Below are 22,516 nucleotides of genomic sequence, written 5' to 3'. Positions count from 1 at the left end.
CGATTTAGCGCGGTTTCACGGCATCGATCGCCTCAGGCGCGTTGGCGACGACCGCCAACATCGCGGTCCAGGCCGCGACATTCTGGCGCAGGGCGGCCGGATCGATCCGGTCGATCACGTCGTCGGGCGTGTGATGGGTATCGAAATAATCCCAGCCCGACTGGTTCAGGTCGATCGCCGCCGTCCCCAGCTTCAGCGTCGGACCGATGTCGGTGCCGTCACCGCCCAGGCCGCTGCCCCGCGTGATGCCCAGCGGCGCGAGGGCGGTCTGCAACCGGTCGGCGACGGGCTTGGCCGCAGGGGGCAGGTTCACCTCGAACCGCCAGACCCGGTCCGCGCCGAAATCGCTTTCCGAGGCGGTGGCATGGCGTTCGCCCGCATGGGCCCTGGCATAGGCCGCGCCGCCCATGCCGCCGACTTCTTCGGCACCGAACCAGACGACACGGATCGTGCGGCGCGGTTGGCCCGCGTCCATGATCCGCTTGGCGGCGGCAGCAGTGATCGCGATGCCGCTGGCGTCGTCGATCGCGCCCGTGCCCAAGTCCCAGCTGTCCAGATGGCCGCCGACCAGCACGATGCCTGCCGACGGATCGCTGCCAGGCACCTCGGCGATGACGTTGCCTGATTCGCGCATGCCGACTTGGCGCGGCGTCAGGACCAGCTTCATGCGGATGGGCGCACCGCGAGCCGCGATTCGCTCCAACTGTTCAGCGTCCGGGACAGACAGGGCCGCAGCGGGGATCGGCTTCACACCGGCGGGGAAGTCGGTGGTGCCGGTATGCGGAAAGCGATGATGGTCGGTGCCGATCGACCGGATGATGATCGCCGCCGCGCCGCGCTGCGACGCCAATGCCGGTCCGACGAAGCGCGCGGTGCCATAGGCGCCATAGCCCGACCCATCCTGCGTACGAGGCATGGCGTTGCCGATATAGACGATCCGTCCCTTGATCGCGTTGTCCGGCGCAGCTTGGAACGCCGCCATATTGGCGAAGACCACGACCTCGCCGGTCAGGCCGGTCGCGGGCGTCGCGCCCGAATTGCCGAGCGCAGCCAGCGTCAGTTTCTGCGGGAAGGGCGCGATGATCTCGGCCGTTTCCGCGCCGCGCTCCCAGACGGGCATCCGATAGGGCTCGACCCGCACATTCTTGAAGCCCAACGTGGTCAGCTTGGCGACCGCCCAGGTGCGTGCGCGCGCCTCGGCCTCGGTTCCGGCCAGCCGCTGCCCGACTTCGGTCGTCAGCCCTTCGATAATGTCCCAGGCGGTATCGTCCTTCAGCGCGGCATCGCGCAGTTGCGTCACCTGCGGATCGACAATGGCGGGCATGGGCGGCGCGGTGCGCTGGGCCAGAACGGGAGAGGTGAGGGCGGAGGCGGTCAGGGCCGCGAGGATCAAGCGCTTCATGCGTCGGAGTGTTGCGCAGGTCGTCCCGTTTGCCAACGGGTCGCGCACCCACTACATGGACGGGAAATTTCCACAGTCGCAAGAAAAGCACGGAGCCCCGCGCCGCCATGGCCGTCCAATATACCTATGTGATGAAGGGTCTGACCAAGACCTTCCCCGGCGCCAACAAGCCTGTCCTCAACAACATCCACCTCCAGTTCCTGCCGAGCGCGAAGATCGCGATCATCGGCCCGAACGGCGCGGGCAAGTCCACGCTGATGAAGGTGATGGCGGGCATGGACACCGATTTCACCGGAGAGGCCTGGGCCGCCGAGGGTGTCCGCGTCGGCTATCTGGCGCAGGAGCCGCAGCTCGATCCGTCGAAGGACGTGATGGGCAACGTCAAGGACGGCGTGCGTCCGATCGCCGATCTGGTCGATCGCTTCAACGCCATCTCGGCCGAGATGGGCGACCCGAAGGACGACACCGATTTCGACGCCCTGATGGAAGAGATGGGCGAGCTTCAGGCCAAGATCGACGCCGTCGACGGCTGGTCGCTCGACAGCCAGCTGGAACAGGCGATGGAAGCGCTGCGCTGTCCGCCCGGCGATGCCGACGTCACCCGCCTGTCGGGTGGTGAAAAGCGCCGCGTCGCGCTCTGCAAGCTGCTGCTGGAAAAGCCCGACATCCTGCTGCTCGACGAACCGACCAACCACTTGGACGCTGAGAGCGTGTCGTGGCTTGAGAACTACCTCAAGGAATATACCGGCAACGTCATTCTCGTCACCCACGACCGTTACTTCCTGGATAACGTCGTGAACTGGGTGCTCGAGCTCGATCGCGGCCGCTACTATACCTACGAATCCAACTATTCCGGCTATCTGGAAAAGAAGGCCAAGCGCCTGGAGCAGGAAGAGCGCGACGAGGCAGGCAAGCAGAAGGCGATCGCCGACGAGCTGGCCTGGATGCGTCAGACGCCCAAGGCCCGCCAGACCAAGTCGAAGGCGCGTATCCGCGCGTTCGAGGAGTTGATGGAGAAGCAGGAGAACCGCGTCGCGGGCAAGGCGCAAATCCTGATCCAGATTCCCGAGCGCCTGGGCGGCAAGGTGATCGAGGCCAAGGGGCTGACCAAGTCCTATGGCGACAAACTGCTGTTCGAAGGCCTCGACTTCATGCTGCCGCCGGGCGGGATCGTCGGCGTGATCGGGCCAAACGGCGCGGGCAAGTCGACGCTGTTCAAGCTGATCACCGGCCAGGAACAGCCCGACGCGGGCACCATCGAGATCGGCTCGACCGTCAAGCTTGGCTATGTCGACCAGAGCCGCGACGAACTCGATCCCAACAAGAATGTCTGGCAGGAAATCTCCGACGAGCTGGAGGTTTTCCGCTTCGGCAAGCAGGAACTGGGCACGCGCGCCTATGTCGGCGCGTTCAACTTCCGTGGCCCCGACCAGCAGAAGAAGGTCGGCCAGCTGTCGGGCGGTGAGCGCAACCGCGTCCATATGGCCAAGATGCTGAAGGAGGGCGGCAACGTCCTGCTGCTCGACGAACCGACCAACGACCTCGACGTGGAAACGCTGCGCGCGCTCGAAGAGGCGCTGGAGACGTTCGCGGGCTGCGCCGTGGTCATCAGCCACGATCGCTTCTTCCTCGACCGCCTCTGCACCCACATTCTGGCGTTCGAGGGCGACAGCCACGTCGAATGGTTCGAGGGCAATTACGAATCGTATGAAGAGGATAAGCGTCGCCGCATGGGCGATGCGGCCGATCGTCCGACCCGTCTGGCCTACAAGAAACTGACCCGCTGATTTCGGCAATCTGGGGTTCGGCAACGCCCTTTCCGAGCGATCGGGGAGGGCGTTTTCCTATCCTGGGTTTAAAAGAATGCGGCGAAATCCCAATTTATTCGTTATCGCAACAAGAGAAATAAGGGGTTCGAGCGGGAATGGCGGTGGTGGAACAGGCGCAGGGTGACGATCAGGAGGTCGCCAGCGCAGGACAGTTGCATTACCGGCTTCGCCAGCAATCGGTCCTTGCCGCCTTTGGCATCGAGGCGCTGCGCGCTCGCGATCTCGATCCCATGCTGCAGCGGGCAACCGAATTATGCGCAGAAGGGATGCGATCTTCTTTCTGCAAGTTCCTGGAATATAAGCCGGAACGCGAAACGCTGCTGGTCCGCACCGGGGTCGGCTGGGGGCCGGGCGTGGTCGGTTCGACCGAGATGCGCACCGATTTGGGCTCCCCGGCCGGGTTCGCGCTCCAGACCGGGCAGGGGGTCATCTCCAACCATCTCGACCAGGAAGAGCGGTTTCGCACGCCGCAGTTCATGGCCGATCACAAGATCCGCCGTGCGATCAATGTGCTCGTCGAGGCGTCCGGCCAGCGTTATGGCGTGCTGGAAGTCGATAGTCCCGACGAAGGGCGGTTCGAGGAGGCCGACCTCGCCTTCATGCAGGGTTTTGCCAACCTGATCGGCGTCGCGATCGAACGTCAGGAGGCGGAGCGCCGCCTGGCCGAGGCGGTCGAGCATCAGCAATTGCTGACCCGCGAGGCCAGCCACCGGGTGAAGAACAGCCTGGCGCTGGTGTCGGCCATGCTCAACCTTCAGAAGCAGGAGGACGACGATCCTCGCGTTCTACGCATGCTCAACGATGCGCAGGCGCGGATCGCAGCCATCGCGCAGACGCACGATCGGCTGTGGCGCAGCGAGCGGGTCGGCATGGTGTCGCTGGACGATCTGGCTTGCGGTATTGCAGAGCAGCTAGCCGAACAGTCGCAGCAGCATCAGGTGCAGTGCGATATCGAGGCGATCGAGATGAACGCCGATACCGCCATTCCGATCGGCCTTATGCTGACCGAACTGCTGACCAACGCGATCAAATATGCTTATGGCGAAGAGGGCGGGACGATCCATGTGTCGCTGCATGCCCGCGACGGCCATATCATCCTGTCGGTGCGCGACGAGGGCAAGGGAATGCCCGCCAATTTCGACATGAAGGCGGCCTCGCGCCACAGCCTGGGCATGCGGATGATCTCGAGCCTTGCGCGGCAGCTCCGCGGCGAGGTGCGATTCGAGAATGCGGAGCCCGGGACCTGTGCGACGCTGACCATGCCGGACCCGAGGGATTAACGTTGCCCCTCGGGGGCATCGTTACCGCACCCGCTTCACGAAGGTCCGGCCGTCCTCGCGCCGTTCGGTCTGGAAGTTCGGCACCGCCTCGATCAGGTCGGACAGCCGCTTGAAGCCGTAGTTGCGTGTGTCGAAGCTGGAACGATTGCCCGCCAGTTGACCCATCGCCGACAGGCTGGCAAAGCCGCGTTCGTCGCGCTTGACCGAATTATAGGCATCGACCAGCAGCTTGAGCAGTTCGTCGTCGATCGGGCGCGGCGTGCCCGCCGTCCGCTTGGACTGTTCGATCGAGGGCGGCAGCGAATCGGCCAGCGGCACGTCGGCGGGAGTAGGCTTGCCACTGGCGCGTTCGGGTCGGGGTGTTTCGTTGATCAGCGCGCCGACATCGATGAAGCGGCTGCACGCCTGCTTGAAGGCCTCCGGCGTGCGGGAATTGCCGAAGCCATATACGGGGAAGCCGTCCTGCCGGATGCGGGTGGCCAGCGGCATGAAGTCGCTGTCCGACGACATGATGCCGAACCCGTCGATCCGCCCCCGGAACAGAAGGTCCATCGCGTCGATGGTCATCTTCATATCGGTGGCATTCTTGCCCTTGGTCAGGTCGAACTGCTGCTGCGGCTCGATCCCGTGCTTGACCATGACGTCGCGCCAACCCTTCAGGCCGGGCTTGGACCAGTTGCCATAGGCCCGGCGCACATTGACCGTGCCCAGCTCCGCCAGGACGGTCAGCACGGGGTCGATGGCGGCCGACTGGGCATTGTCGGCATCGATGAGCAGCGCAATGTTGCGGGTCAGGGCGTTCATGACGCCCTGCCTATCAGAGCGCAGGGTCAGCTGCCACGGCGCATTGCATCGACCCCGATCGATCCACCACCGGCCGCCGCCAGATACAGGAAGGCGAAGCAATAGAGGATCGCCGCCTCGCCCCCATTGGCGAGCGGCAGGAAGCCCTGGGGCGCATGGGCCATGAAATAGGCAACCGCCATCTGCCCCGAGAGAAGGAAGGCCACCGGCCGGGTGAACAGGCCGATGGACAACAGGCCACCGCCTACCAGCTCCAGCACACCCGCAACCGTCAGCAGCGGATTGAGCGGCATGGGAAAGGGCGGGATGGCGAAGAATTTCGACACGCCATGCGCCAGGAACATCAGGCCGAACACAGCGCGGAACAGGGACAGAAGCGGGGCGGAGAAGCGGGCGGGAATGGGCATGGCGAATACTCGGTGACGAAGGGCCGCGACGATCGCGCTTCCTTGGTCAGCATTTTGCCACCGGCCTGAACGGCAGCAAGAACCGGATGCGAAACGATCCGTTGCAGATGCGCTTATGGATCGGGATAGGTAATCGCCGTTACCTCATATTCCCGCTCCCCCGCAGGCAGCGTCACGCGCCGCAGGTCGCCGACCGCAGCGCCCCGCAGCGCCCGGACCAGCGGCGCGTTCCAGCCCACCCGGCCCTGGCCCGCATCGGCTTCGTCATCGCCGACCAGCGTCAGCACGCGTTCGTTGTCGTCCTCGTCGGCGATGGTGACGGTCGCGCCGAACCACACCTTGCTGCGATCCTCCTGCCGGGCGGGATCGATGACCTTGGCAGCCTTCATCCGCTTGGACAGCCAGCCCAGCCGCCGGTCGATTTCACGCAGGCGCTTGCGACCATAGATATAGTCGCCATTTTCCGACCGGTCGCCATTGCCCGCCGCCCAGGCAATCGTGTCGACCAGCTTAGGCCGCTCGACCGCGAACAGCGCCTCATATTCCTGACGAAGCGCGGCGTAACCCGCTGGCGTGATATAGTTGGGACGGTCCATCCCGCCGCTCTATCGCGCCTACGCCCGCGATCAACCCGGCCGTGACTTGCCGAGATACCAGCTGAGCGGCGTCGGCCCCCGGCTGGTGGCACGGGCCGGGTTCATCAGGTCATAGACGACCGCATTTTCCAGCACCCGCTGGACGTAATTGCGCGTCTCGGCATAGGGAATGGCCTCGATCCAGTCGACGATATCGACCGTACCGGTGCGCGGATCGCCATTGGCACGTAGCCATTTGTTCACATTGCCGCCGCCCGCATTATAGGCCGCGATGGCCAGGGGATAGCTGCCGAAATTATTGCGGATTCGCTCGAAATAGCTGGCACCAAGCTGGATCGACAGGCTCGGATCGGCGGTCAGTGATGCGGGCGAATAGGCAAGTCCGATCTTGCCCGACTGTTCGGCGGCGGTGGCGGGCATCAGCTGCATCAGGCCCCGCGCCCCGGCATGGCTGACGGCGGCGCGGTCGAACTGGCTCTCCTGGCGGGCGATGGCGTGGATGATCGTCCAGCTTTGCTCATAGCCTGCGGGCACGGGCACGGTGGGGAAACCGGCGGCCGAATAGTCGGTCAGCCCGTTCTGCATGGCGCTGCGCCCGACCATCACCGCCAGATCGGGTCGGTTGATCGTACGTGACAGGTCGGCGGCGAGCAGATGGTCGGTCTCGCTCTGCGCATCCGCCGCGATCTGGCGGACGAAGGCGGTCTGGTCCTGCCACTGGCCGATCTGGCCCAGGAACTTGGCGGCGCGCACCGTCTCGCGCGCGTCGAAGGCGGCGCGGGCGGTGGGCGCGACATTGGTCGCGGCAATGGCGGGCGGCGCGACCAGCGGACGGCCGGTCCGCTCCAGTGCCAGCTGACCATAGAATTGGTCGCGATATTGCGCGGCGCGGTTGTAATAGCCCGACGCTTCGAGCGACCGCCCGGCCGCTTCCGCCGCGCGACCCGCCCAGTAAAAGCCCTTGGCGCGCGTCTGCGGCGATTGGCTGCCGCGGCCGTAACGGTCGAACAGCGTCATCGCATCGGCGGGCCGGGCCAGCTTCATCGCGGTCTGCCCGGCCAGCCATACCAGGCTGGTATAGTCGTCGCGCTCGCCATAGGGCTTGGTCGAGACATCGGTCCCCGCCGGATAGGCATCGTCGACCTGCCGCGCGATGTCGTAGGCGGTCTGGAGCTGTCCGTCAGCCGAGGCCGCACGGGCATTGACCAGCAGCGCTTCGTAGAATTTCTCGACATTGCCCGGTCGCACCGACAGCTGGCGACTGCGCGCCAGCCAGGAGCGCGCGGTCAGGCTGTCGCCCGTATCGCGCAGCCACAGGGCCCGGTCGGCGACATAGCCCGCATCATTGGCATAAAGCTCGGCGGTCGAGGCCGAGAGGCTGGCGGCATCGGCCGACTTGGTGCGGAAGGCAAGCCGGGCGGCGAAGACCGGCCGCCGTGCTGCGCTGGTATAACCGAGCTGGCGCGCGGCCGCGCTGGTCTGTCCCGACCAGAGCAACGCATCCATGCGCGCATCATGATCCTCCGGCGTCAGCGCCGAGGCGAAGCTGGTCATCACCAGCGCCTCGTCGGTCGGCGACAGCGTGCCCCGCCGCCATGCGGTGCGCGCGGCCTGCGCCGCTTCGCCCGGCGCTCCGGTGGCCAGCAGCGCTCGGGCATAGGCCACGCCGCCCGTCGCCGATTGGGGCGGGAAGCGGCGGAAATAGGACACGATGCTGGACGGCGCGGCGGTGAAGTTCGCCGCCTGCCGCTCGGCGGCGCGGCGAATGCCCGCTTCACCGGGCCAGCCGGGATGCGCCATCAGGAACCCGGCATAGCTGTCGAAGGGCAGCGCATCGGTCTGTTGCAGCGCGCGCCACTGGGCCAGTGCGGCGGCGATCGCGCCGTCGGCCGCAGACGGCATGACCGCCGTGCTCTGGTTCGGGCTCATATTCGCCATCTGGGTGCGATACCGGTCGAGCTGGTCCTGCCCGCCCGGCGAGACCATCGATCCCGCCAATGTCGCGAGGAGCGCCCCCGCCTTCGTTAATGCCATCATGGTGGACAGAATAGGGACTCTACCCGTACATGTCCTGAACAAAGTGTCCCATTCGGCGCAGCAGGAGCGCATTTCCTCTCATGTTTTCAGGGTCCATACCGGCGCTCGTGACGCCGTTCGACGATCAGGACGGTCATGTCGGCGGAGCGTTCGACGAAGCGAAATTCCGCGATTTCGTCGAATGGCAGATCGCCGAGGGCTCGACCGCGCTGGTCGCGTGCGGGACGACGGGCGAGGCGGCGACCATGCCCAAGGACGAGCATTTCCATGTCGTCCGCATCTGCGTCGACCAGGCGCGGGGTAGGGTGCCGGTGATCGCGGGCGCAGGCTCGAACGACACGATCGTCGCGATCGAGAACCTGAAGGCCGCGCAGGAAGCGGGCGCCGACGCCGCGCTGATGGTGCCGCCCTATTACAATCGGCCGAGCCAGGAGGGCATCGCCCTTCACTTCGCCGAACTGGCGAAGAACGCGCCGCTGCCGATCGTACTCTACAACGTGCCCGGCCGGACCGTGACCGATATCCAGCCTGCGACGCTGATCCGTGTGGTGCAGGCCGCGCCCAAGGTCTTTGTCGGCGTCAAGGATGCCAGCGGTGCGTTGGCGCGGGTGTCGCATCATCGCGGAGCGCTGGGCCCGGATTTCTGTCAGCTCTCGGGAAATGACGATCTGGCGCTCGCCTTCAATGCGATGGGCGGGGTGGGGTGTATCTCGGTAACGGCCAATGTTGCGCCGCGCTTGTGTGCCGAGTTCCAAGCAGCGTGCGCGGCGGGCGAGATGGCGCGTGCGCTGGAGCTGCACGACCGCCTGTTCCCGCTGCACGAGGCGATGTTCGTCGATGCGTCGCCGGGCCCGGTGAAGTACGCGCTCAGCCGCATCCTGCCGCATTTCCCGCAAGGCGTGCGCCTGCCGATGACCTGGCCGTCCGAGGCGGCGCGGGCCCAGGTCGACGCTGCCCTGGCCCATGCCGGACTGATCTGACCCGGCCGCGTTTCCGCCGCATTCCTGCGTCAGCATCGCTTCGTCGATGGCGTAAGGGAGCGGCGGCCCATGTGGACGGTGGTGTTGATGGCCTTGCAAGCCGGTGCGGTGCCGGGCCCGTACTTCCCGCGCCCCGCCGCGCGCCTACCACACGTCGCTGCCCGCCCAGCGATAATGGTGACGATGTGGTGGTGTGCGGCCGATCCTCCGACGCCGATCGCATCGGCACCATCCCGGACTATTCGCGCCCCTTCACGCTGCCCAAGGCCCGCACCGACATTTCCGGTGTCGGCACGCTATCCGCCGAGGTCGAGCAGGCCGGGGTCGGCAGCTTCTCTAGCAACCGGGCGATGATCCGCCTCAAGATCCCGCTCGGCGGTCCGCGCAGGCATTAATCGCAGGCGAAGCGATAGCTGTCGTCCAGTGCCAGCGGCAGGACCAGCGTGCGAAGACCCTGCTGGCGAGAGGCGGCGCACATCGCGTCGCGTGCGCCATTACTGTTGGTGCGATAGCGGTCGGCATATTCGGCGACGAACACCGGCTTGCCCGCGTCGAGGAACACCGCATAGCCGCCGCATTCGTCATATTCATGGCATTGTTCGTTGATCGCGAAGTCGAACGCAGGCTGGAGCAGCGCGAGCTGGTCGGTGTCATTCTTCAGTCCGACGCCCAGCCCCCGGGCATGGGCCTCGCTCGCCAGGAAACGGTTATAGTCGAGCTGCATCGCGGCGGTCAGGCCCAAGCCGTTGTCATTGGCATAGCCGTCGACATTGTCCGGCTCGACCGCATCGCAGCCCTTGGCCCGCGCGAGATCGAGCCGGGCGGCCATCACCTTTCGCACCGTCGCCGAATCGGTCTTCAGCCAGCGTTCGTCGGGCCAACCGCTCAGCACCTTGCCGCGATCCGAACTGGGGATCAGCGCATCGTCGGGCCGCCCCTTTTCCGAACTGCCCGCCGAAAAATAGCAGACGACCCGGCGACCCTGCCCGTGCAGCGCCGCGATGGTGGCGGCATCGGTGGTGAACAGGTCGATATCATAGACCGCGACGTCGTAGCGGGTGTTGAGTGTCCCGCTGAGCTGCCACTGCCAACTGGTCGCGCGGGCCGGTCGCCACCAGTTGCTGGCGCTGCCGGTCGGGCTGGGCGAAGCAGAGGGCTGCGGCGAGGGTGTTGGCGAAATGATGGGGGCGGGGTCTTCGCCCCCACCGCCGCCGCCGCAAGCACTGGCCGTCGCGACGCAAAGCCCCGCGGCCAGACCGCCGATCCACCGTGCGAAGACGGGATGATTCCGTGTGTTGCCCATGGCTTGGCCATGCGACAGCGCGGCCCGCTTGACCACCGTTGCATCGCCGCTCGCGCCCGGAAACGGGACAGACCGTCGCGACCGGCTTTTCACGCGGGCTCCAAGCGCCTACATCGGCCCGTCCATGCGCCCGAAACCCCAAACGTTCGACAAGAAGAAGATCGTCGCCGAGAACCGGCGCGCCCGCTTCGATTATGCCATCGAGACCACCTATGAGGCTGGTATCGCCCTGACCGGGACCGAGGTGAAATCGCTTCGCTTCGGCGAGGGATCGATCGCGGAGTCCTACGCCGAGGTGCGCGGCGAAGAGGTGTGGCTGGTCAATTCCAACGTGCCGGAATTCAGCCATGGCAACCGCTTCAATCACGAGGCGAAGCGGCCGCGTAAATTGCTCCTTCATGAGCGCGAAATAAACAAGCTCCACGGTGCGGTGGCGCGCGAGGGCATGACCCTGGTGCCACTGATGATCTATTTCAACTCGCGCGGTCGCGCGAAGGTGGAGCTGGCATTGGCGAAGGGCAAGAAAGCGCACGACAAGCGCGATTCGATCAAGGAACGCGACTGGAAGCGCGAGCAGGGCCGCATCCTGCGCGACCGCGGCTGATGGCTTCGGCCGTGCCCACCATGTGGGGCCGTTCCATGGCCTGGGTCCGCCGCAACATGCCGACCCGCGATTCGATGGAGAACAACCGGCTGCTCCGGCCGGTAGCGCACCGCGTGCTTGCGCCCGAGCTGTGGCGCTTTACGCGGCGCTCGGTGCCGCGCGGCGTTGCGCTGGGTGTCGTGGCCGGGTTCCTGTTTCCGGTCGCGCAGATCGCCATCGCGGCGGTCTTTGCCCTGCCGTTTCGCGCCAATGTTCCGGTCGCGGCGCTGACGACCTTCATCACCAATCCGCTGACCACGCCGCTTTTGTGGCTGATCGCCTATCGCATCGGCACCTTCCTGCTGCGCAGCGAGACGCCGATCAACACCCAGCCGGTGGCAGAGGCCGCGACGGGCTGGCTGCAATGGGCGTTGAGCGCCTTTCACTGGTTGTGGGAGCAGGGGCCTGCCTTTGGCCTGGGCCTGTGCGTCCTGACTGCCGGATGCGCGGTGGTGGGCTATCTGGCATCGGCCCTGGGCTGGCGGGTATGGATTGCCCGCAAATGGCGCAACCGTCGGAGATCGCCCGCAATTTGATAGCGGTATCTCGGTTTGGCGTGTCTTTCTAACGGTTTGACTAGGCGTATCGTCTCGCTACAACAGCGCTATCACAATCCTTTTTGGGAATTCAGATGCGCTCTCTGCTGATCGCCGCCCTCCTCACGACCGCCATTTCCCCTGTCGTTGCCCAGACGAAGAACCCCGTCGACAAGGCCGCCGTCGCCCCGGTCAAGCCCAACGCCAAGAATGGTCCGGAAATCGGCGATTTCGGCTTCGACATGGCGGGCCGCGACACGGCGGTGAAGCCGGGCGACGATTTCTTCGATTATGCGAACGGCACCTGGTACAAGGCGACGACGATCCCCGCCGACCGTTCCTCCTATGGCATGTTCCACGTCCTGCAGGACCGCTCGCTGGAGCAGACCCGCACGATCCTGGACGAAGCCACGAAGCAGCCCGGCAACAAGGCCGGTGACTTCTACGCCAGCTTCATGGACGAGGCCGCCGTCAACGCAAAGGGCGTGACCCCGGTCAAGCCCTGGCTGGAGCAGCTGCGCGCGACCAAGGACCGGGACGCACTGGCCATCGAAATGGCCAAGCTCCAGCGTCAAGGCGTCGGCTCGCCCTTCGGCGTCTATATCGGCCAGGACGACAAGGCCCCAGATACCTATATCCCCAGCTTCGGCCAGAGCGGCCTGGGCCTGCCTGACCGCGATTATTATCTGAAGGACGACGCCAAGCTGGCGAGCGTACGCACCGCCTATCAGGCCTATCTCGCCAAGATGCTGACGTTGGCGGGCGAGCAGAATGCCGAGGCGCGCGCGGCGGCCGTCTTCAACTTCGAAAAGGCACTGGCTGGTGTCCACTGGACCCGGATCGAGAGCCGCGACGCTGACAAGACCTATAACAAGTGGACGGCCGCCGACTTCGCCGCCAAGGCACCGGGCTTCCCCTGGGCGCAGTATATGCAGACGATGGGCGTGTCGGGGCGTCCCGCCTATCTGGTCGCACAGCCCAGCGCGATCACCGGCGAGGCCAAGCTCTACAGCGAAGCGCCGCTGAACGTCCTTCAGGACTATGCGATGCTGAAGGTCCTGCGCAGCTATGCCGGTTACCTGTCGAGCGATTTCGACAAGACCAACTTCGCCTTCTATGGCACCACTCTGTCGGGCACGCCCGAGCAGCAGGCACGGTGGAAGCGGGGTGTCGGCCTGGTCTCCAACGGCCTGGGCGAGGAAGTCGGCAAGCAATATGTCGCCAAATACTTCCCGCCGGAATCGAAGGCCGCTGCCGACGCGCTGGTCAAGAACCTGATCTCGGCGATGGGCGACCGCCTGCGCAATCTGGAATGGATGGCGCCCGCGACCAAGCAGAAGGCGCTGGCCAAGCTTGCAGCCTTCACGCCCAAGATCGGTTATCCCGACAAGTGGAAGGATTATTCCGCGCTGCAGATTCAGCGTGGCGATCTGGTCGGCAATGTCGCGCGCGCCAACGCCTTCGAGTTCCAGCGGGACCTGAACAAGCTGGGCCAGCCGATCGATCGTGGCGAGTGGTTCATGACGCCGATGACGATCAACGCCTATGCCAACCCGCCGATGAACGAGATCGTGTTCCCGGCGGCGATCCTGCAGCCGCCCTTCTTCGATCCGAAGGCCGATCCGGCGGTGAACTATGGCGGCATCGGCGCGGTGATCGGGCACGAGATCAGCCATCACTTCGACGATCAGGGCCGCAAGTATGACGCGACCGGCAAGCTAACCGACTGGTGGACGCCGCAGGACGTGTCCCGCTTCAAGACCTTCACCGACGCATTGGTGAAGCAGTATGATGGTTACGAACCGCTGCCCGGCCAGCATGTCCAGGGTGAGCTGACGCTGGGCGAGAATATCGCCGATCTGGCGGGTCTGACCGTGGCGCTCGACGCCTATCACAAGTCGCTGGGCGGCAAGCCCGCGCCGATCATCGACGGCACGACGGGCGACCAGCGCTTCTATTATGGCTGGGCGCAGGTGTGGCGGACCAAGTGGCGCGAACCGGCGCTGCGCCAGGCGTTGCTGTCCGATCCGCATTCGCCGGGCCATGAGCGCGTGCTGACCGTGCGCAACCTCGACCCCTGGTACGCGGCGTTCGGCGTCAAGCCGACCGACAAGATGGCCCTGACGCCGCAGCAGCGCGTCCGCATCTGGTGATCGCTTGAACAAGGCTCCCCGGCGACGACCGGGGAGCCGTTTTTTTGGTTTCGGAGAGAATGATGAAGAGCTTGGCCATCGCCGCGCTATTGGGCGCGACCGCGATCACCGGTGCTGTGGCGCTGAACGCGCAGACCAGCCCCGCCGCCTCGAAGGGCCCGACCTATGGGCGTTTCGGCTTCGACGAGAAGGGCATGGATAAGTCGGTCAGCCCCGGCGACGACTTCTATGCCTTTGCCAATGGCGAATGGGCGAAGACCACCGCGATCCCGGCTGACAAGTCCAGCTATGGCGCGTTCGACAAGCTCGCCGACCTGTCGCGGGAGCGCACCCATACGATCCTGGAACAGGCCAAGGGGCAGCGGAACCAGATCGGCACTGCCTATGCCACCTATCTCGACACCGCGGCGATCGAGGCCAAGGGCCTGGCACCGATCCAGCCCTGGCTGAACCGGATCAAGGGGCTGAACGACAAGTCGGGTTATGCCGCTTTGCTCGCCGAGGCGGATCGCAACGGTGTGGGTATCCCCTTCGGCTCGGGCGTCGGGCAGGATGCCCGCCAGCCCAATCTCTACACCGTCGGTTTGCGTCAGGCCGGTCTGGGGATGCCGGATCGCGATTATTACCTCAGCAACGATCCGAAGATCGCCGCCCAGCGCGCGGCCTATCAGGCCCATCTGTCCAAGATGCTGACCATGGCGGGCGAGCCGGATGCCGAGGCGCGGGCCCAGGCGGTCGTCGCCTTCGAGACGGAGATCGCCAAGGTCCACTGGACCCGGATCGACAGCCGCGATCGGACCAAGACCTACAACAAGATGACCGTGGCCGATCTGGCGAAGAGCGCGCCCGGCTTCGACTTCGCGACCTATTTGAAGGGCGTGGGCACGCCGGTCGATACGCTGGTCGTCGCGCAGCCGACGGCGGTGACGGGCATCGCCGCCCTTATCCAGTCGACGCCGATCGCGGTGTTGAAGGACCAGTTGCTGCTCCGCTCGCTCGACGAGTTCGCCGATGTCCTGCCCGCCCAGTTCGACCGCGAGCAGTTCGCCTTTTACGGCACCGTCCTGTCAGGCACCCCGCAGCAGCAGGAACGGTGGAAGCGCGCCGTCGACTTCACCAGCAGCGCGCTGTCGGATGAGGTGAGCAAGGTCTACGTCGCGCGCTATTTCCCGCCTGCGACGAAGCTGGCCGCCGATGCGCTGGTGAAGAACGTCTTGACCGCGATGGGCAAGCGGATCGACCAGCTCGACTGGATGGCCCCGGAAACCAAGGCGAAGGCGCATGCCAAGCTGGCCGCCTTCACGCCCAAGATCGGCTATCCCGATCGCTGGAAGGATTATTCGGGACTGAAGATCGTCTCCGGCGACGCGTTCGGCAACGCGTTGCGCGCCGCCCAGTGGCGGCATGAGGAGAATATCGGCCATCTCGGCAAGCCGATCCAGCGCTGGGAATGGGGCATGACCCCGATGACGGTCAACGCCTATGCCAATTTCGGCATGGTCGAGATCGTGTTCCCGGCCGCCATCCTGCAACCGCCCTTCTTCGATCCCAAAGCCGATCCGGCGGTCAATTATGGCGGTATCGGCGCGGTGATCGGTCACGAACTCAGCCATCATTTCGATGACCAGGGATCGAAGTTCGATGCCAAGGGCCAGTTGACCGACTGGTGGACGCCCGCCGATGTCACGGCGTTCAAGGCGCGCACGGGCGCGCTGGTGAAGCAGTATGACGCCTATGAGCCGCTGCCCGGCCTGCATGTGAAGGGGGCTCTGACGCTGGGCGAGAATGTCGCTGATCTGGCGGGGCTGTCGGTGGCGTATGACGCCTATCACGCCTCGCTGGGCGGCAAGACGGCTCCGGTGATCGACGGCTTTACCGGCGACCAGCGCTTCTATCTGGGCTGGGCGCAGGTGTGGCGGCGCAATTATCGCGAGGCCAATCTGCGCAACCGCCTGCTGACCGATCCGCATTCCCCGTCACAGCAGCGCGCCTGGGTCGTCCGCAATCTCGACCCCTGGTACGGTGCCTACAGCCCCAAGCCCAGCGACAAGCTGTATCTGACGCCCGAGCAGCGCGTCCGTATCTGGTAAACCTCCGCAATCCCGCCACGGTGTCGGGCGCAGGATCGCGCTTGACCCGTGGCGGGTCGCCGGATGAAGAGTTTCGTCATGGCGATTGCGTCCTCCGAAAGGTTTAACCCCGTCCGCGTCGCGGGCCTCGTCTCGATCGCCAGCGGGGCGGGGGCGGCGGCGTTGCTGTTCGTCGCGATCCGCAGCTGGATCGTCGCGGCGGGTTTTCTCGCTGCGGCGCTTCTCGTTTTCGGGGTGATCCTGACCTGGCGATTGCTGACGCCACGGGTCGAGCAGACACGCCGCAGCGTCGACTGGGATTTCGCGCGTGTCGTGGCGGATGCCAGCCATGATGCGATCGCCGTCACCGACCGGGCGGGGCGGCTGGTCTGCGCCAATGACGCCTATGCCTCGCTGTTCCCGATGATGCCGACGCCGCCGGGCGTGCCGCTGGATGCGCCCAGCGTCGAGGCGTTGGCCCAGGCGGGGCGGACGGCGTGGCGCGATGGGCTGGGCCGGGCCGACCGGATTGCGGTGATGGGGACCGAGCTGTCGGTGCTGGTAACGCGCGCGGGCGACGAAGCCGATCTGCTCGTCTGGCGTTTCGCGGTGGCCGATGAACAGGATTTGGCGGAGACGGTCGAGCGGCTGATCGGCGGCATTCATGGCGACCGGCTGGGGACGGCCGGGATCATGGCCGCGCTGATCGCACCGGATGGCCGGGTGCGCGCGGCGAACCGCGTTCTCTGTGCCCGCGCGATGGGCGGTGAGATGCTGTCGATCGTCGGCCGCGATTTCGCGACGTTCCTGGCGCACGATGCGGGCGGACAGGTGCGCTTCGCCGCCGAACTGGGCAAGGCCGAGGGGCGACCCCTTCGTGTCCTGCAAATTCCCTTTGTCGAGGGAGAGGGCGCGCCGATGCTGGTCGTCCTGCTCGACGAGGACGAGCCGCTGGTCGCGCCCGCAGGTGCCAATGCGGGCAGCCATGTGCGTGGCCTGGTTTCGCTCATGCCCTTTGGCATCGCGCTGGTCGATCGGGACGGACGCTTCATCCAGATGAACTCCGCCTTCATGCGCGCGGCGGGCGTGGCGGGCGGTACGCCGCCGCTCTATCCGGGCGATCTGGTGGTGCGCGAGGACAAGGCGGCGGTGGCGGATGCGATTCGCCGCTTCGCCGGGGGCGCGACGCATTCCGCCGATATGGCAGTTCGCCTGAAGGATCACCCGGAGGAGCCGGTCGCGCTGACCATCGCGGGTGCACGCGGGCTGGGCGAGGCGGCGGTGCTGCTCAGCCTGAAGGACAATTCGGAGGAAAGCCGCCTGAAGCGCGAAGTGGCGCAGGCGACCAAGATGCAGGCGGTCGGCCAGCTGGCGGGCGGTGTCGCGCACGACTTCAACAATATCCTAACCGCGATCATTGGGCATTGCGACCTGATGCTGATGCGCCATTCGCCGGGCGACAGCGATTATGACGACATCCAGCAGATCCGCACCAACTCCAACCGCGCGGCCAGCCTGACGCGCCAGCTGCTCGCCTTTTCGCGCCAGCAGACGCTGCGCCCGCAAATCCTGCAACTGCCCGATGTCGTGTCGGAAGTGTCGAACCTGCTCAAGCGGTTGCTGGGCGAACGGGTACGGCTGGACGTCAGCCATGGCCGCAATCTGGGGCCGATCCGCGCCGATCCGGGGCAGTTGGAGCAGGTGGTCGTAAACCTGGCGGTCAATGCGCGCGACGCGATCCTGGACAACGAACCGGTGGGCGGCGGCATCCTGACCATCCAGACGCGCGCCGTCTCGGTGGCGGACGTCCGCGCGATGGGCAACGATATCCTGCCCGCCGCCGATTATACGGCGCTCACCATCAGCGACAACGGCACCGGTATCCCGGCGGAGATCCTGCCCAAGATTTTCGAGCCCTTCTTTACGACCAAGGAATTGGGCAAGGGCACCGGCCTGGGCCTGTCGACCGTCTATGGCATCATCAAGCAGTCGGGCGGCTATATCTTCGCCGATTCGCCGCCGAGCGGGGGCGCGAAATTCTCCATCTATCTGCCGGTCCACGCGGCCCCCGCGCTGCCCGCCGCAAGGACGAGCCCGGAAAAGCCCGCCGCTCGTGCTGCAAGCCATTGGGGCACGGGCACCATTCTGCTGGTCGAGGACGAGGATATGGTGCGCGCGGTGGCCGAACGCGCCTTGTCGCGGCAGGGCTACACCGTATTGGCCGCCGAGAATGGCGAGGCTGCGCTCGAAATGCTCGACAAGCATGGCAAGCCCGACCTGCTGATCTCCGACGTGGTGATGCCCACCATGGACGGCCCGACGATGGTCGGCCATGTCCGCAAACGCTATCCCGACCTCGCGGTCCTGTTCATGTCGGGCTATGCCGAGGAGCAGCTACGCAAGTCGATCACGCTGCCCAATGTCGGTTTCCTGCCCAAGCCCTTCTCGGTCCAGCAACTGGCCGAAGCGACCCAGGCGGCGCTCACGCAAGGCACCGGCGCCGATACATCATCGTAACAAGTCGCTGGCGGATGGCGTAAAGCATGATATGGCGGTGTTGATGACAGAGCCCGTGCAGATCCTCATCGTCGAGGACGAACCCCTGATCGCCATGATGCTCGAGGATTTCCTGGATGTCCTCGACAAACAGGTCGCGGGGACCGTGGACAGCGTAGACGATGCTTTGGCGCGTGTCGCCGAAGGCGGCATCGACGCGGCGATCCTGGACGTCAACCTGCGCGGCGGCCAGAAGAGCACGCCCGTCGCCGAGGCGCTGGCCGAACGCGGCGTCCCCTTCGTCTTCGCCACAGGCGGCTCGGACGATGCGGTGGATGAGCGCTTCCGTGACCGCCCACGCCTGCAAAAGCCGTTCACCATGGACGGCGTGGCCAAGGCGTTGAGCGCACTCTGACATCGGTGATCGAGCGGTCCCACGACCGTCGGTTTTGCAATTTGCGAAATTTGCTTGCGTCAAAGGCCTGTCTCGCGACATAGGCCTGCGCCATGACACGCCAATTCGACAAGTCCCGCCTGCCGTCCCGCCACGTCTCCGTCGGACCGGAGCGCGCGCCGCACCGCAGCTATTATTACGCCATGGGTATCCAGGAAGAGGATATCGCCAAGCCGTTCGTTGCGCTGGCGAGCGCTGGCAATAATTCGGCCCCCTGCAACACCACGCTCGATGCGCAGGCCGATGCCGCGCAGGGCGGCGTGATCCGTGGCGGCGGCATGCCCCGCCGGTTCAACACCATCACCGTGACCGACGGCATCGCCATGGGGCACCAGGGCATGAAGTCCTCGCTGGTCAGTCGCGAGGTTATCGCCGATTCGGTCGAGCTGTCGGTGCGCGGCCACTGCTATGACGCGCTGGTCGGCTTTGCGGGCTGTGACAAATCATTGCCCGGCATGATGATGGCGATGCTGCGCCTGAACGTGCCGTCGATCTTCGTCTATGGCGGATCGATCCTGCCCGGCCGTCACCAGGACCGTGACGTGACCGTGGTCGACGTGTTCGAGGCGGTGGGCCAGCATGCGGCGGGCAACTGCCCGCTCCATGACCTGATCGCGCTGGAAAAGGTCGCCTGTCCCGGCCACGGCGCCTGTGGCGGGCAGTTCACCGCCAACACCATGGCGTGCGTCGGCGAGGCGATCGGCCTGTCGCTGCCCAACAGCAACATGATGCCAGCGCCCTTCCTCGATCGCCACGGCATCGCCGAGGCGGCGGGCGAACAGGTGATGGAGCTGGTCGCGCGCAACCTGCGTCCGCGCGACATCTGCACCCGCGAGGCGTTCGAGAATGCCGCCCGTGTGGTGGCTGCGACCGGCGGCTCGACCAATGCCGGCCTCCACCTGCCGGCGATGGCGAACGAGGCGGGGATCGACTTCGACCTGTTCGACGTCGCCGAAATCTTCAAGACCACGCCCTATATCGCCGACCTGAAGCCGGGCGGTCGTTATGTCGCCAAGGACATGTACGAGGCGGGCGGCGTCTACATGCTGATGAAGACGCTGCTGGCGGGCGGGTTCCTGCACGGCGACTGTATGACGGTCACGGGCAAGACGCTGGCCGAGAATATCGACGAGGTGACCTGGAACCCCGACCAGAAGGTGATCTACGACGTGAAGACGCCGATCACCCCGACCGGCGGCGTCGTGGGCTTGCGCGGCAGCCTGGCGCCCGAAGGAGCCATCGTGAAGGTCGCGGGCATGAAGCGCCTGCAGTTCGAGGGCACGGCGCGGGTCTTCGATTGCGAGGAAGAGGCCTTTGCCGCCGTCGAGGCGCGCGAGATCACCGACGGTACCGTGGTCGTCATCCGCTATGAGGGGCCGAAGGGCGGCCCGGGCATGCGCGAGATGCTGTCGACCACGGCGGCGCTGTATGGCCAGGGGCTGGGCGAGAAGGTGGCGCTGATCACCGACGGCCGCTTCTCGGGCGGCACACGCGGCTTCTGCATCGGCCATGTCGGGCCCGAAGCGGCCGATGGCGGTCCGATCGCGCTGGTCGAGAATGGCGATGCCATCCGCATCGATGCCGAGGCGGGCACGATCGACCTGCTGGTCGAGCCTTCGGTACTGGACGAGCGCCGCGCGCGCTGGACCCCGCGCGTGAACGATTACCAGTCCGGCGTGTTGTGGCGCTATGCCCAGAATGTCGGCCCCGCGCATCAGGGCGCGGTCACCCATCCCGGCGCCAAGTCCGAGCGCCATGTCTATGCGGACATCTGATGTCCGCTGGCTGGCCGGTGCCCTGGCGCTGGCCAGCTGTTCGGGCGGGCAGGGGGATGAGCGGACGGCGGCCGCCAACACGCCGTCCGCGCCGCAGAACCCCGGCCTCGCCATCGAATGCGCGCTGTCGGGCGCACAGAATTTTGCGCGGGCCTGCACCGTCGAACAGTCTGCCTCTGCAGACGGACCGATCCTGACCCTGCGGCATCCCGATGGCGGGTTCCGGCGGCTTCGGGTTACGCAAGACGGACGCGGCGTTGCCGCCGCTGATGGAGCGGTTCCGGCGCAGGTTCGGGTGGCCGGAAACCGTCAGATCGAAGTCCAGCTGGGCGACGACCGCTACCGCCTCCCAGCGACGGTCGGGACGCCATGATTCCGATCCAAGGCCAGCCCGTCCTGACCGCTGCGGCGATGCGAGCGGCCGAGCAGGCGGTGATGACGCAGGGCGTGCCCGAAGCGGCGCTGATGGACCGGTCGGGCCGCGCCATCGCCCAGGCCGTGGCCCGTCTGGCCGCCGGGCGCGAGATCTTGGTCCTGTGTGGGCCGGGGAACAACGGCGGCGACGGTTATCTCGCCGCTGCCCGATTGCGTGAGCAGGGCCAGGCGGTGCGAGTCGCGGCGCTGGCCGAGCCGCGCAGCGAGGGATGTCGGCGTGCGGCCGAGCTATGGGGCGGGGCGGTGGCATCGCTCGACGACGTGGAACCGGCGCCCGTCTTGGTCGACGCGCTCTTCGGCACCGGCCTGTCACGCGGATTAGAGCCAGTGGCTGAGCAAAGCCTCGCCCGACTCACCGAGGCGGCATGGCTCCGCATCGCCGTGGATATGCCCAGCGGCATCGCCACCGATACCGGTCGATTGCTGGGGGAGGTGCCGCGCTTCGATGTCACCCTGGCGCTGGGTGCGGTGAAGCCGTCGCATCTCCTGCAACCCGCCGCAGGTCGCATGGGCGAAGTCCGTCTTCTCGACATCGGTGTGCCGAGCAGTGGCGCGGTTCGGGTCATGGCGGCACCCGCTTTGCCCAGCCCGGACGCCAACTCGCACAAATATAGCCGGGGCATGGTCGCGGTCGTCGCGGGCAGCATGTCGGGTGCGTCCGAACTGGCGGCGATGGCGGCGGCGCGGGCAGGCGCTGGCTATGTGCTGCTGCTCGCCTCTGACGGTACGAGTGGACCGGTAAAGCCCCACGCGATCGTGCGACGCGACTTTAGCCCGGATGCGCTCGCGGATGACCGGATCGGTGCGGTTGCAATCGGCCCCGGCCTGGGCCGTGACGACGATGCACGGCGACGGCTGGGTGCGGCGCTGGGCAGCGGACGGCCGCTGGTGATCGACGGTGATGCGCTGCGTCTGGTCGAGACGGAGGCGCTGGCCGCGCATATCGGCCCCAAGATCCTGACCCCGCATGGCGGCGAGTTCACCCATCTCTTCGGCGACATGACGACCGACAAGCTGACGGCGACGCTCGACGCCGCCCAGCGATCGAATGCCATCGTGGTCCATAAGGGCGCGGATACGGTGATTGCCGCCCCTGATGGTCGCGCGATCCTTTGCCCCGAAGCGAGCCCTTGGCTTTCCACCGCCGGCACGGGTGACGTGCTTGCGGGTGCGGTGGCGGCGATGCTGGCGGCGGGCCTCGAACCGCTGGCAGCGGCGGAGGCGGGCGTATGGCTTCATGCCGAGGCCGCGCGGGCTTGCGGTAAGGCTTTCATCGCGGACGACTTGGCAGACGCGCTTTCCGCCGTCAGAGGCTGA

19 protein-coding genes are annotated in these 22,516 nt (G+C 66.1%); 13 read left to right on the top strand and 6 right to left on the bottom strand.

The window, feature by feature from the left end; genetic code table 11:
- Positions 1–4: 4 nt before the first annotated feature.
- The gene (locus SSA01S_RS00355; RefSeq protein WP_061778690.1) at positions 5–1,402 is read right to left on the bottom strand and encodes a M20/M25/M40 family metallo-hydrolase; all 1,398 of its coding nucleotides are present in this window, start codon (positions 1,400–1,402) and stop codon (positions 5–7) included.
- A gap of 107 nt (positions 1,403–1,509) precedes the next feature.
- On the opposite strand from SSA01S_RS00355, the gene ettA reads away from it, so the two are divergent.
- On the top strand, positions 1,510–3,189 hold the full coding sequence (gene ettA / locus SSA01S_RS00350) for an energy-dependent translational throttle protein EttA (RefSeq protein WP_056434837.1): 1,680 nt from the start codon (positions 1,510–1,512) through the stop codon (positions 3,187–3,189).
- A gap of 137 nt (positions 3,190–3,326) precedes the next feature.
- On the top strand, positions 3,327–4,511 hold the full coding sequence (locus SSA01S_RS00345) for a sensor histidine kinase (RefSeq protein WP_206378986.1): 1,185 nt from the start codon (positions 3,327–3,329) through the stop codon (positions 4,509–4,511).
- A gap of 21 nt (positions 4,512–4,532) precedes the next feature.
- Here the strand turns inward: SSA01S_RS00345 and SSA01S_RS00340 are convergent, their stop codons facing one another.
- The 4 genes from SSA01S_RS00340 to SSA01S_RS00325 form a co-directional block, all read right to left on the bottom strand.
- A complete protein-coding gene (locus SSA01S_RS00340) occupies positions 4,533–5,315 on the bottom strand; it encodes an NYN domain-containing protein (RefSeq protein WP_058732352.1) in 783 nt (260 codons plus the stop codon).
- Between the two features lie 26 nt (positions 5,316–5,341).
- A complete protein-coding gene (locus tag SSA01S_RS00335) occupies positions 5,342–5,722 on the bottom strand; it encodes a DoxX family protein (RefSeq protein ID WP_061778689.1) in 381 nt (126 codons plus the stop codon).
- Between the two features lie 113 nt (positions 5,723–5,835).
- The gene (greB, locus tag SSA01S_RS00330) at positions 5,836–6,318 is read right to left on the bottom strand and encodes a transcription elongation factor GreB (protein WP_061778688.1); all 483 of its coding nucleotides are present in this window, start codon (positions 6,316–6,318) and stop codon (positions 5,836–5,838) included.
- 30 nt (positions 6,319–6,348) lie between these two features.
- Positions 6,349–8,355 (bottom strand): lytic transglycosylase domain-containing protein, encoded by a 2,007-nt coding sequence (locus tag SSA01S_RS00325; protein WP_061778687.1) that lies wholly within the window; start codon positions 8,353–8,355, stop codon positions 6,349–6,351.
- Between the two features lie 80 nt (positions 8,356–8,435).
- On the opposite strand from SSA01S_RS00325, the gene dapA reads away from it, so the two are divergent.
- A complete protein-coding gene (dapA, locus tag SSA01S_RS00320) occupies positions 8,436–9,335 on the top strand; it encodes a 4-hydroxy-tetrahydrodipicolinate synthase (protein ID WP_061778686.1) in 900 nt (299 codons plus the stop codon).
- Positions 9,336–9,526: 191 nt separating this feature from the next.
- Entirely contained in the window at positions 9,527–9,730 is a 204-nt protein-coding gene (locus SSA01S_RS00315) for a hypothetical protein (RefSeq protein WP_156477598.1), read from the top strand.
- Here SSA01S_RS00315 and SSA01S_RS00310 read toward each other — a convergent pair.
- Positions 9,727–10,638 (bottom strand): endo alpha-1,4 polygalactosaminidase, encoded by a 912-nt coding sequence (locus SSA01S_RS00310; RefSeq protein WP_061778891.1) that lies wholly within the window; start codon positions 10,636–10,638, stop codon positions 9,727–9,729. The genes SSA01S_RS00315 and SSA01S_RS00310 overlap by 4 nt on opposite strands.
- A 124-nt stretch (positions 10,639–10,762) precedes the next feature.
- Between SSA01S_RS00310 and smpB the strand changes: the two genes are divergently transcribed.
- The 9 genes from smpB to SSA01S_RS00265 all read left to right on the top strand — a co-directional run bounded on the left by smpB (position 10,763) and on the right by SSA01S_RS00265 (position 22,516).
- Entirely contained in the window at positions 10,763–11,242 is a 480-nt protein-coding gene (gene smpB / locus SSA01S_RS00305) for an SsrA-binding protein SmpB (RefSeq protein WP_007403364.1), read from the top strand.
- Positions 11,242–11,817 carry a DUF2062 domain-containing protein gene (locus SSA01S_RS00300; protein ID WP_170171684.1) on the top strand — a complete coding sequence of 192 codons (576 nt, stop codon included), beginning with the start codon at positions 11,242–11,244 and terminating at the stop codon, positions 11,815–11,817. The genes smpB and SSA01S_RS00300 overlap by 1 nt, the downstream gene beginning before the upstream one ends.
- 95 nt (positions 11,818–11,912) lie before the next feature.
- Positions 11,913–13,970, top strand: a complete 2,058-nt coding sequence (locus SSA01S_RS00295) for a M13 family metallopeptidase (RefSeq protein WP_061778684.1) — start codon at positions 11,913–11,915, stop codon at positions 13,968–13,970.
- A 62-nt stretch (positions 13,971–14,032) separates the two neighbouring features.
- Positions 14,033–16,060 (top strand): M13 family metallopeptidase, encoded by a 2,028-nt coding sequence (locus SSA01S_RS00290; protein WP_061778889.1) that lies wholly within the window; start codon positions 14,033–14,035, stop codon positions 16,058–16,060.
- 78 nt (positions 16,061–16,138) lie between these two features.
- Entirely contained in the window at positions 16,139–18,556 is a 2,418-nt protein-coding gene (locus tag SSA01S_RS00285) for a hybrid sensor histidine kinase/response regulator (RefSeq protein WP_061778888.1), read from the top strand.
- Positions 18,557–18,587: 31 nt separating this feature from the next.
- Positions 18,588–18,950, top strand: a complete 363-nt coding sequence (locus SSA01S_RS00280; protein ID WP_439951123.1) for a response regulator — start codon at positions 18,588–18,590, stop codon at positions 18,948–18,950.
- Positions 18,951–19,042: 92 nt separating this feature from the next.
- Complete coding sequence (gene ilvD, locus SSA01S_RS00275; RefSeq protein ID WP_058750912.1) at positions 19,043–20,764, top strand: dihydroxy-acid dehydratase; 1,722 nt, start codon at positions 19,043–19,045, stop codon at positions 20,762–20,764.
- The gene (locus SSA01S_RS00270; protein WP_061778683.1) at positions 20,751–21,137 is read left to right on the top strand and encodes a hypothetical protein; all 387 of its coding nucleotides are present in this window, start codon (positions 20,751–20,753) and stop codon (positions 21,135–21,137) included. The genes ilvD and SSA01S_RS00270 overlap by 14 nt, the downstream gene beginning before the upstream one ends.
- Complete coding sequence (locus SSA01S_RS00265; RefSeq protein WP_061778682.1) at positions 21,134–22,516, top strand: bifunctional ADP-dependent NAD(P)H-hydrate dehydratase/NAD(P)H-hydrate epimerase; 1,383 nt, start codon at positions 21,134–21,136, stop codon at positions 22,514–22,516. The genes SSA01S_RS00270 and SSA01S_RS00265 overlap by 4 nt, the downstream gene beginning before the upstream one ends.

Source organism: Sphingomonas sanguinis NBRC 13937, from assembly GCF_001591005.1.
Classification (GTDB): domain Bacteria; phylum Pseudomonadota; class Alphaproteobacteria; order Sphingomonadales; family Sphingomonadaceae; genus Sphingomonas; species Sphingomonas sanguinis.
The sequence above is the reverse complement of the archived record's forward strand: the minus strand, read 5'-3'. Positions and strand labels throughout refer to the sequence as shown.

Coding starts and splice junctions, on each gene's coding strand:
- SSA01S_RS00355 (WP_061778690.1), bottom strand. CDS start 1,402: ATGAAGCGCTTGATCCTCGCGGCCCTGACCGCCTCCGCCCTCACCTCT.
- ettA (WP_056434837.1), top strand. CDS start 1,510: ATGGCCGTCCAATATACCTATGTGATGAAGGGTCTGACCAAGACCTTC.
- SSA01S_RS00345 (WP_206378986.1), top strand. CDS start 3,327: ATGGCGGTGGTGGAACAGGCGCAGGGTGACGATCAGGAGGTCGCCAGC.
- SSA01S_RS00340 (WP_058732352.1), bottom strand. CDS start 5,315: ATGAACGCCCTGACCCGCAACATTGCGCTGCTCATCGATGCCGACAAT.
- SSA01S_RS00335 (WP_061778689.1), bottom strand. CDS start 5,722: ATGCCCATTCCCGCCCGCTTCTCCGCCCCGCTTCTGTCCCTGTTCCGC.
- greB (WP_061778688.1), bottom strand. CDS start 6,318: ATGGACCGTCCCAACTATATCACGCCAGCGGGTTACGCCGCGCTTCGT.
- SSA01S_RS00325 (WP_061778687.1), bottom strand. CDS start 8,355: ATGATGGCATTAACGAAGGCGGGGGCGCTCCTCGCGACATTGGCGGGA.
- dapA (WP_061778686.1), top strand. CDS start 8,436: ATGTTTTCAGGGTCCATACCGGCGCTCGTGACGCCGTTCGACGATCAG.
- SSA01S_RS00310 (WP_061778891.1), bottom strand. CDS start 10,638: ATGGGCAACACACGGAATCATCCCGTCTTCGCACGGTGGATCGGCGGT.
- smpB (WP_007403364.1), top strand. CDS start 10,763: ATGCGCCCGAAACCCCAAACGTTCGACAAGAAGAAGATCGTCGCCGAG.
- SSA01S_RS00300 (WP_170171684.1), top strand. CDS start 11,242: ATGGCTTCGGCCGTGCCCACCATGTGGGGCCGTTCCATGGCCTGGGTC.
- SSA01S_RS00295 (WP_061778684.1), top strand. CDS start 11,913: ATGCGCTCTCTGCTGATCGCCGCCCTCCTCACGACCGCCATTTCCCCT.
- SSA01S_RS00290 (WP_061778889.1), top strand. CDS start 14,033: ATGAAGAGCTTGGCCATCGCCGCGCTATTGGGCGCGACCGCGATCACC.
- SSA01S_RS00285 (WP_061778888.1), top strand. CDS start 16,139: ATGGCGATTGCGTCCTCCGAAAGGTTTAACCCCGTCCGCGTCGCGGGC.
- SSA01S_RS00280 (WP_439951123.1), top strand. CDS start 18,588: ATGGCGGTGTTGATGACAGAGCCCGTGCAGATCCTCATCGTCGAGGAC.
- ilvD (WP_058750912.1), top strand. CDS start 19,043: ATGACACGCCAATTCGACAAGTCCCGCCTGCCGTCCCGCCACGTCTCC.
- SSA01S_RS00270 (WP_061778683.1), top strand. CDS start 20,751: ATGCGGACATCTGATGTCCGCTGGCTGGCCGGTGCCCTGGCGCTGGCC.
- SSA01S_RS00265 (WP_061778682.1), top strand. CDS start 21,134: ATGATTCCGATCCAAGGCCAGCCCGTCCTGACCGCTGCGGCGATGCGA.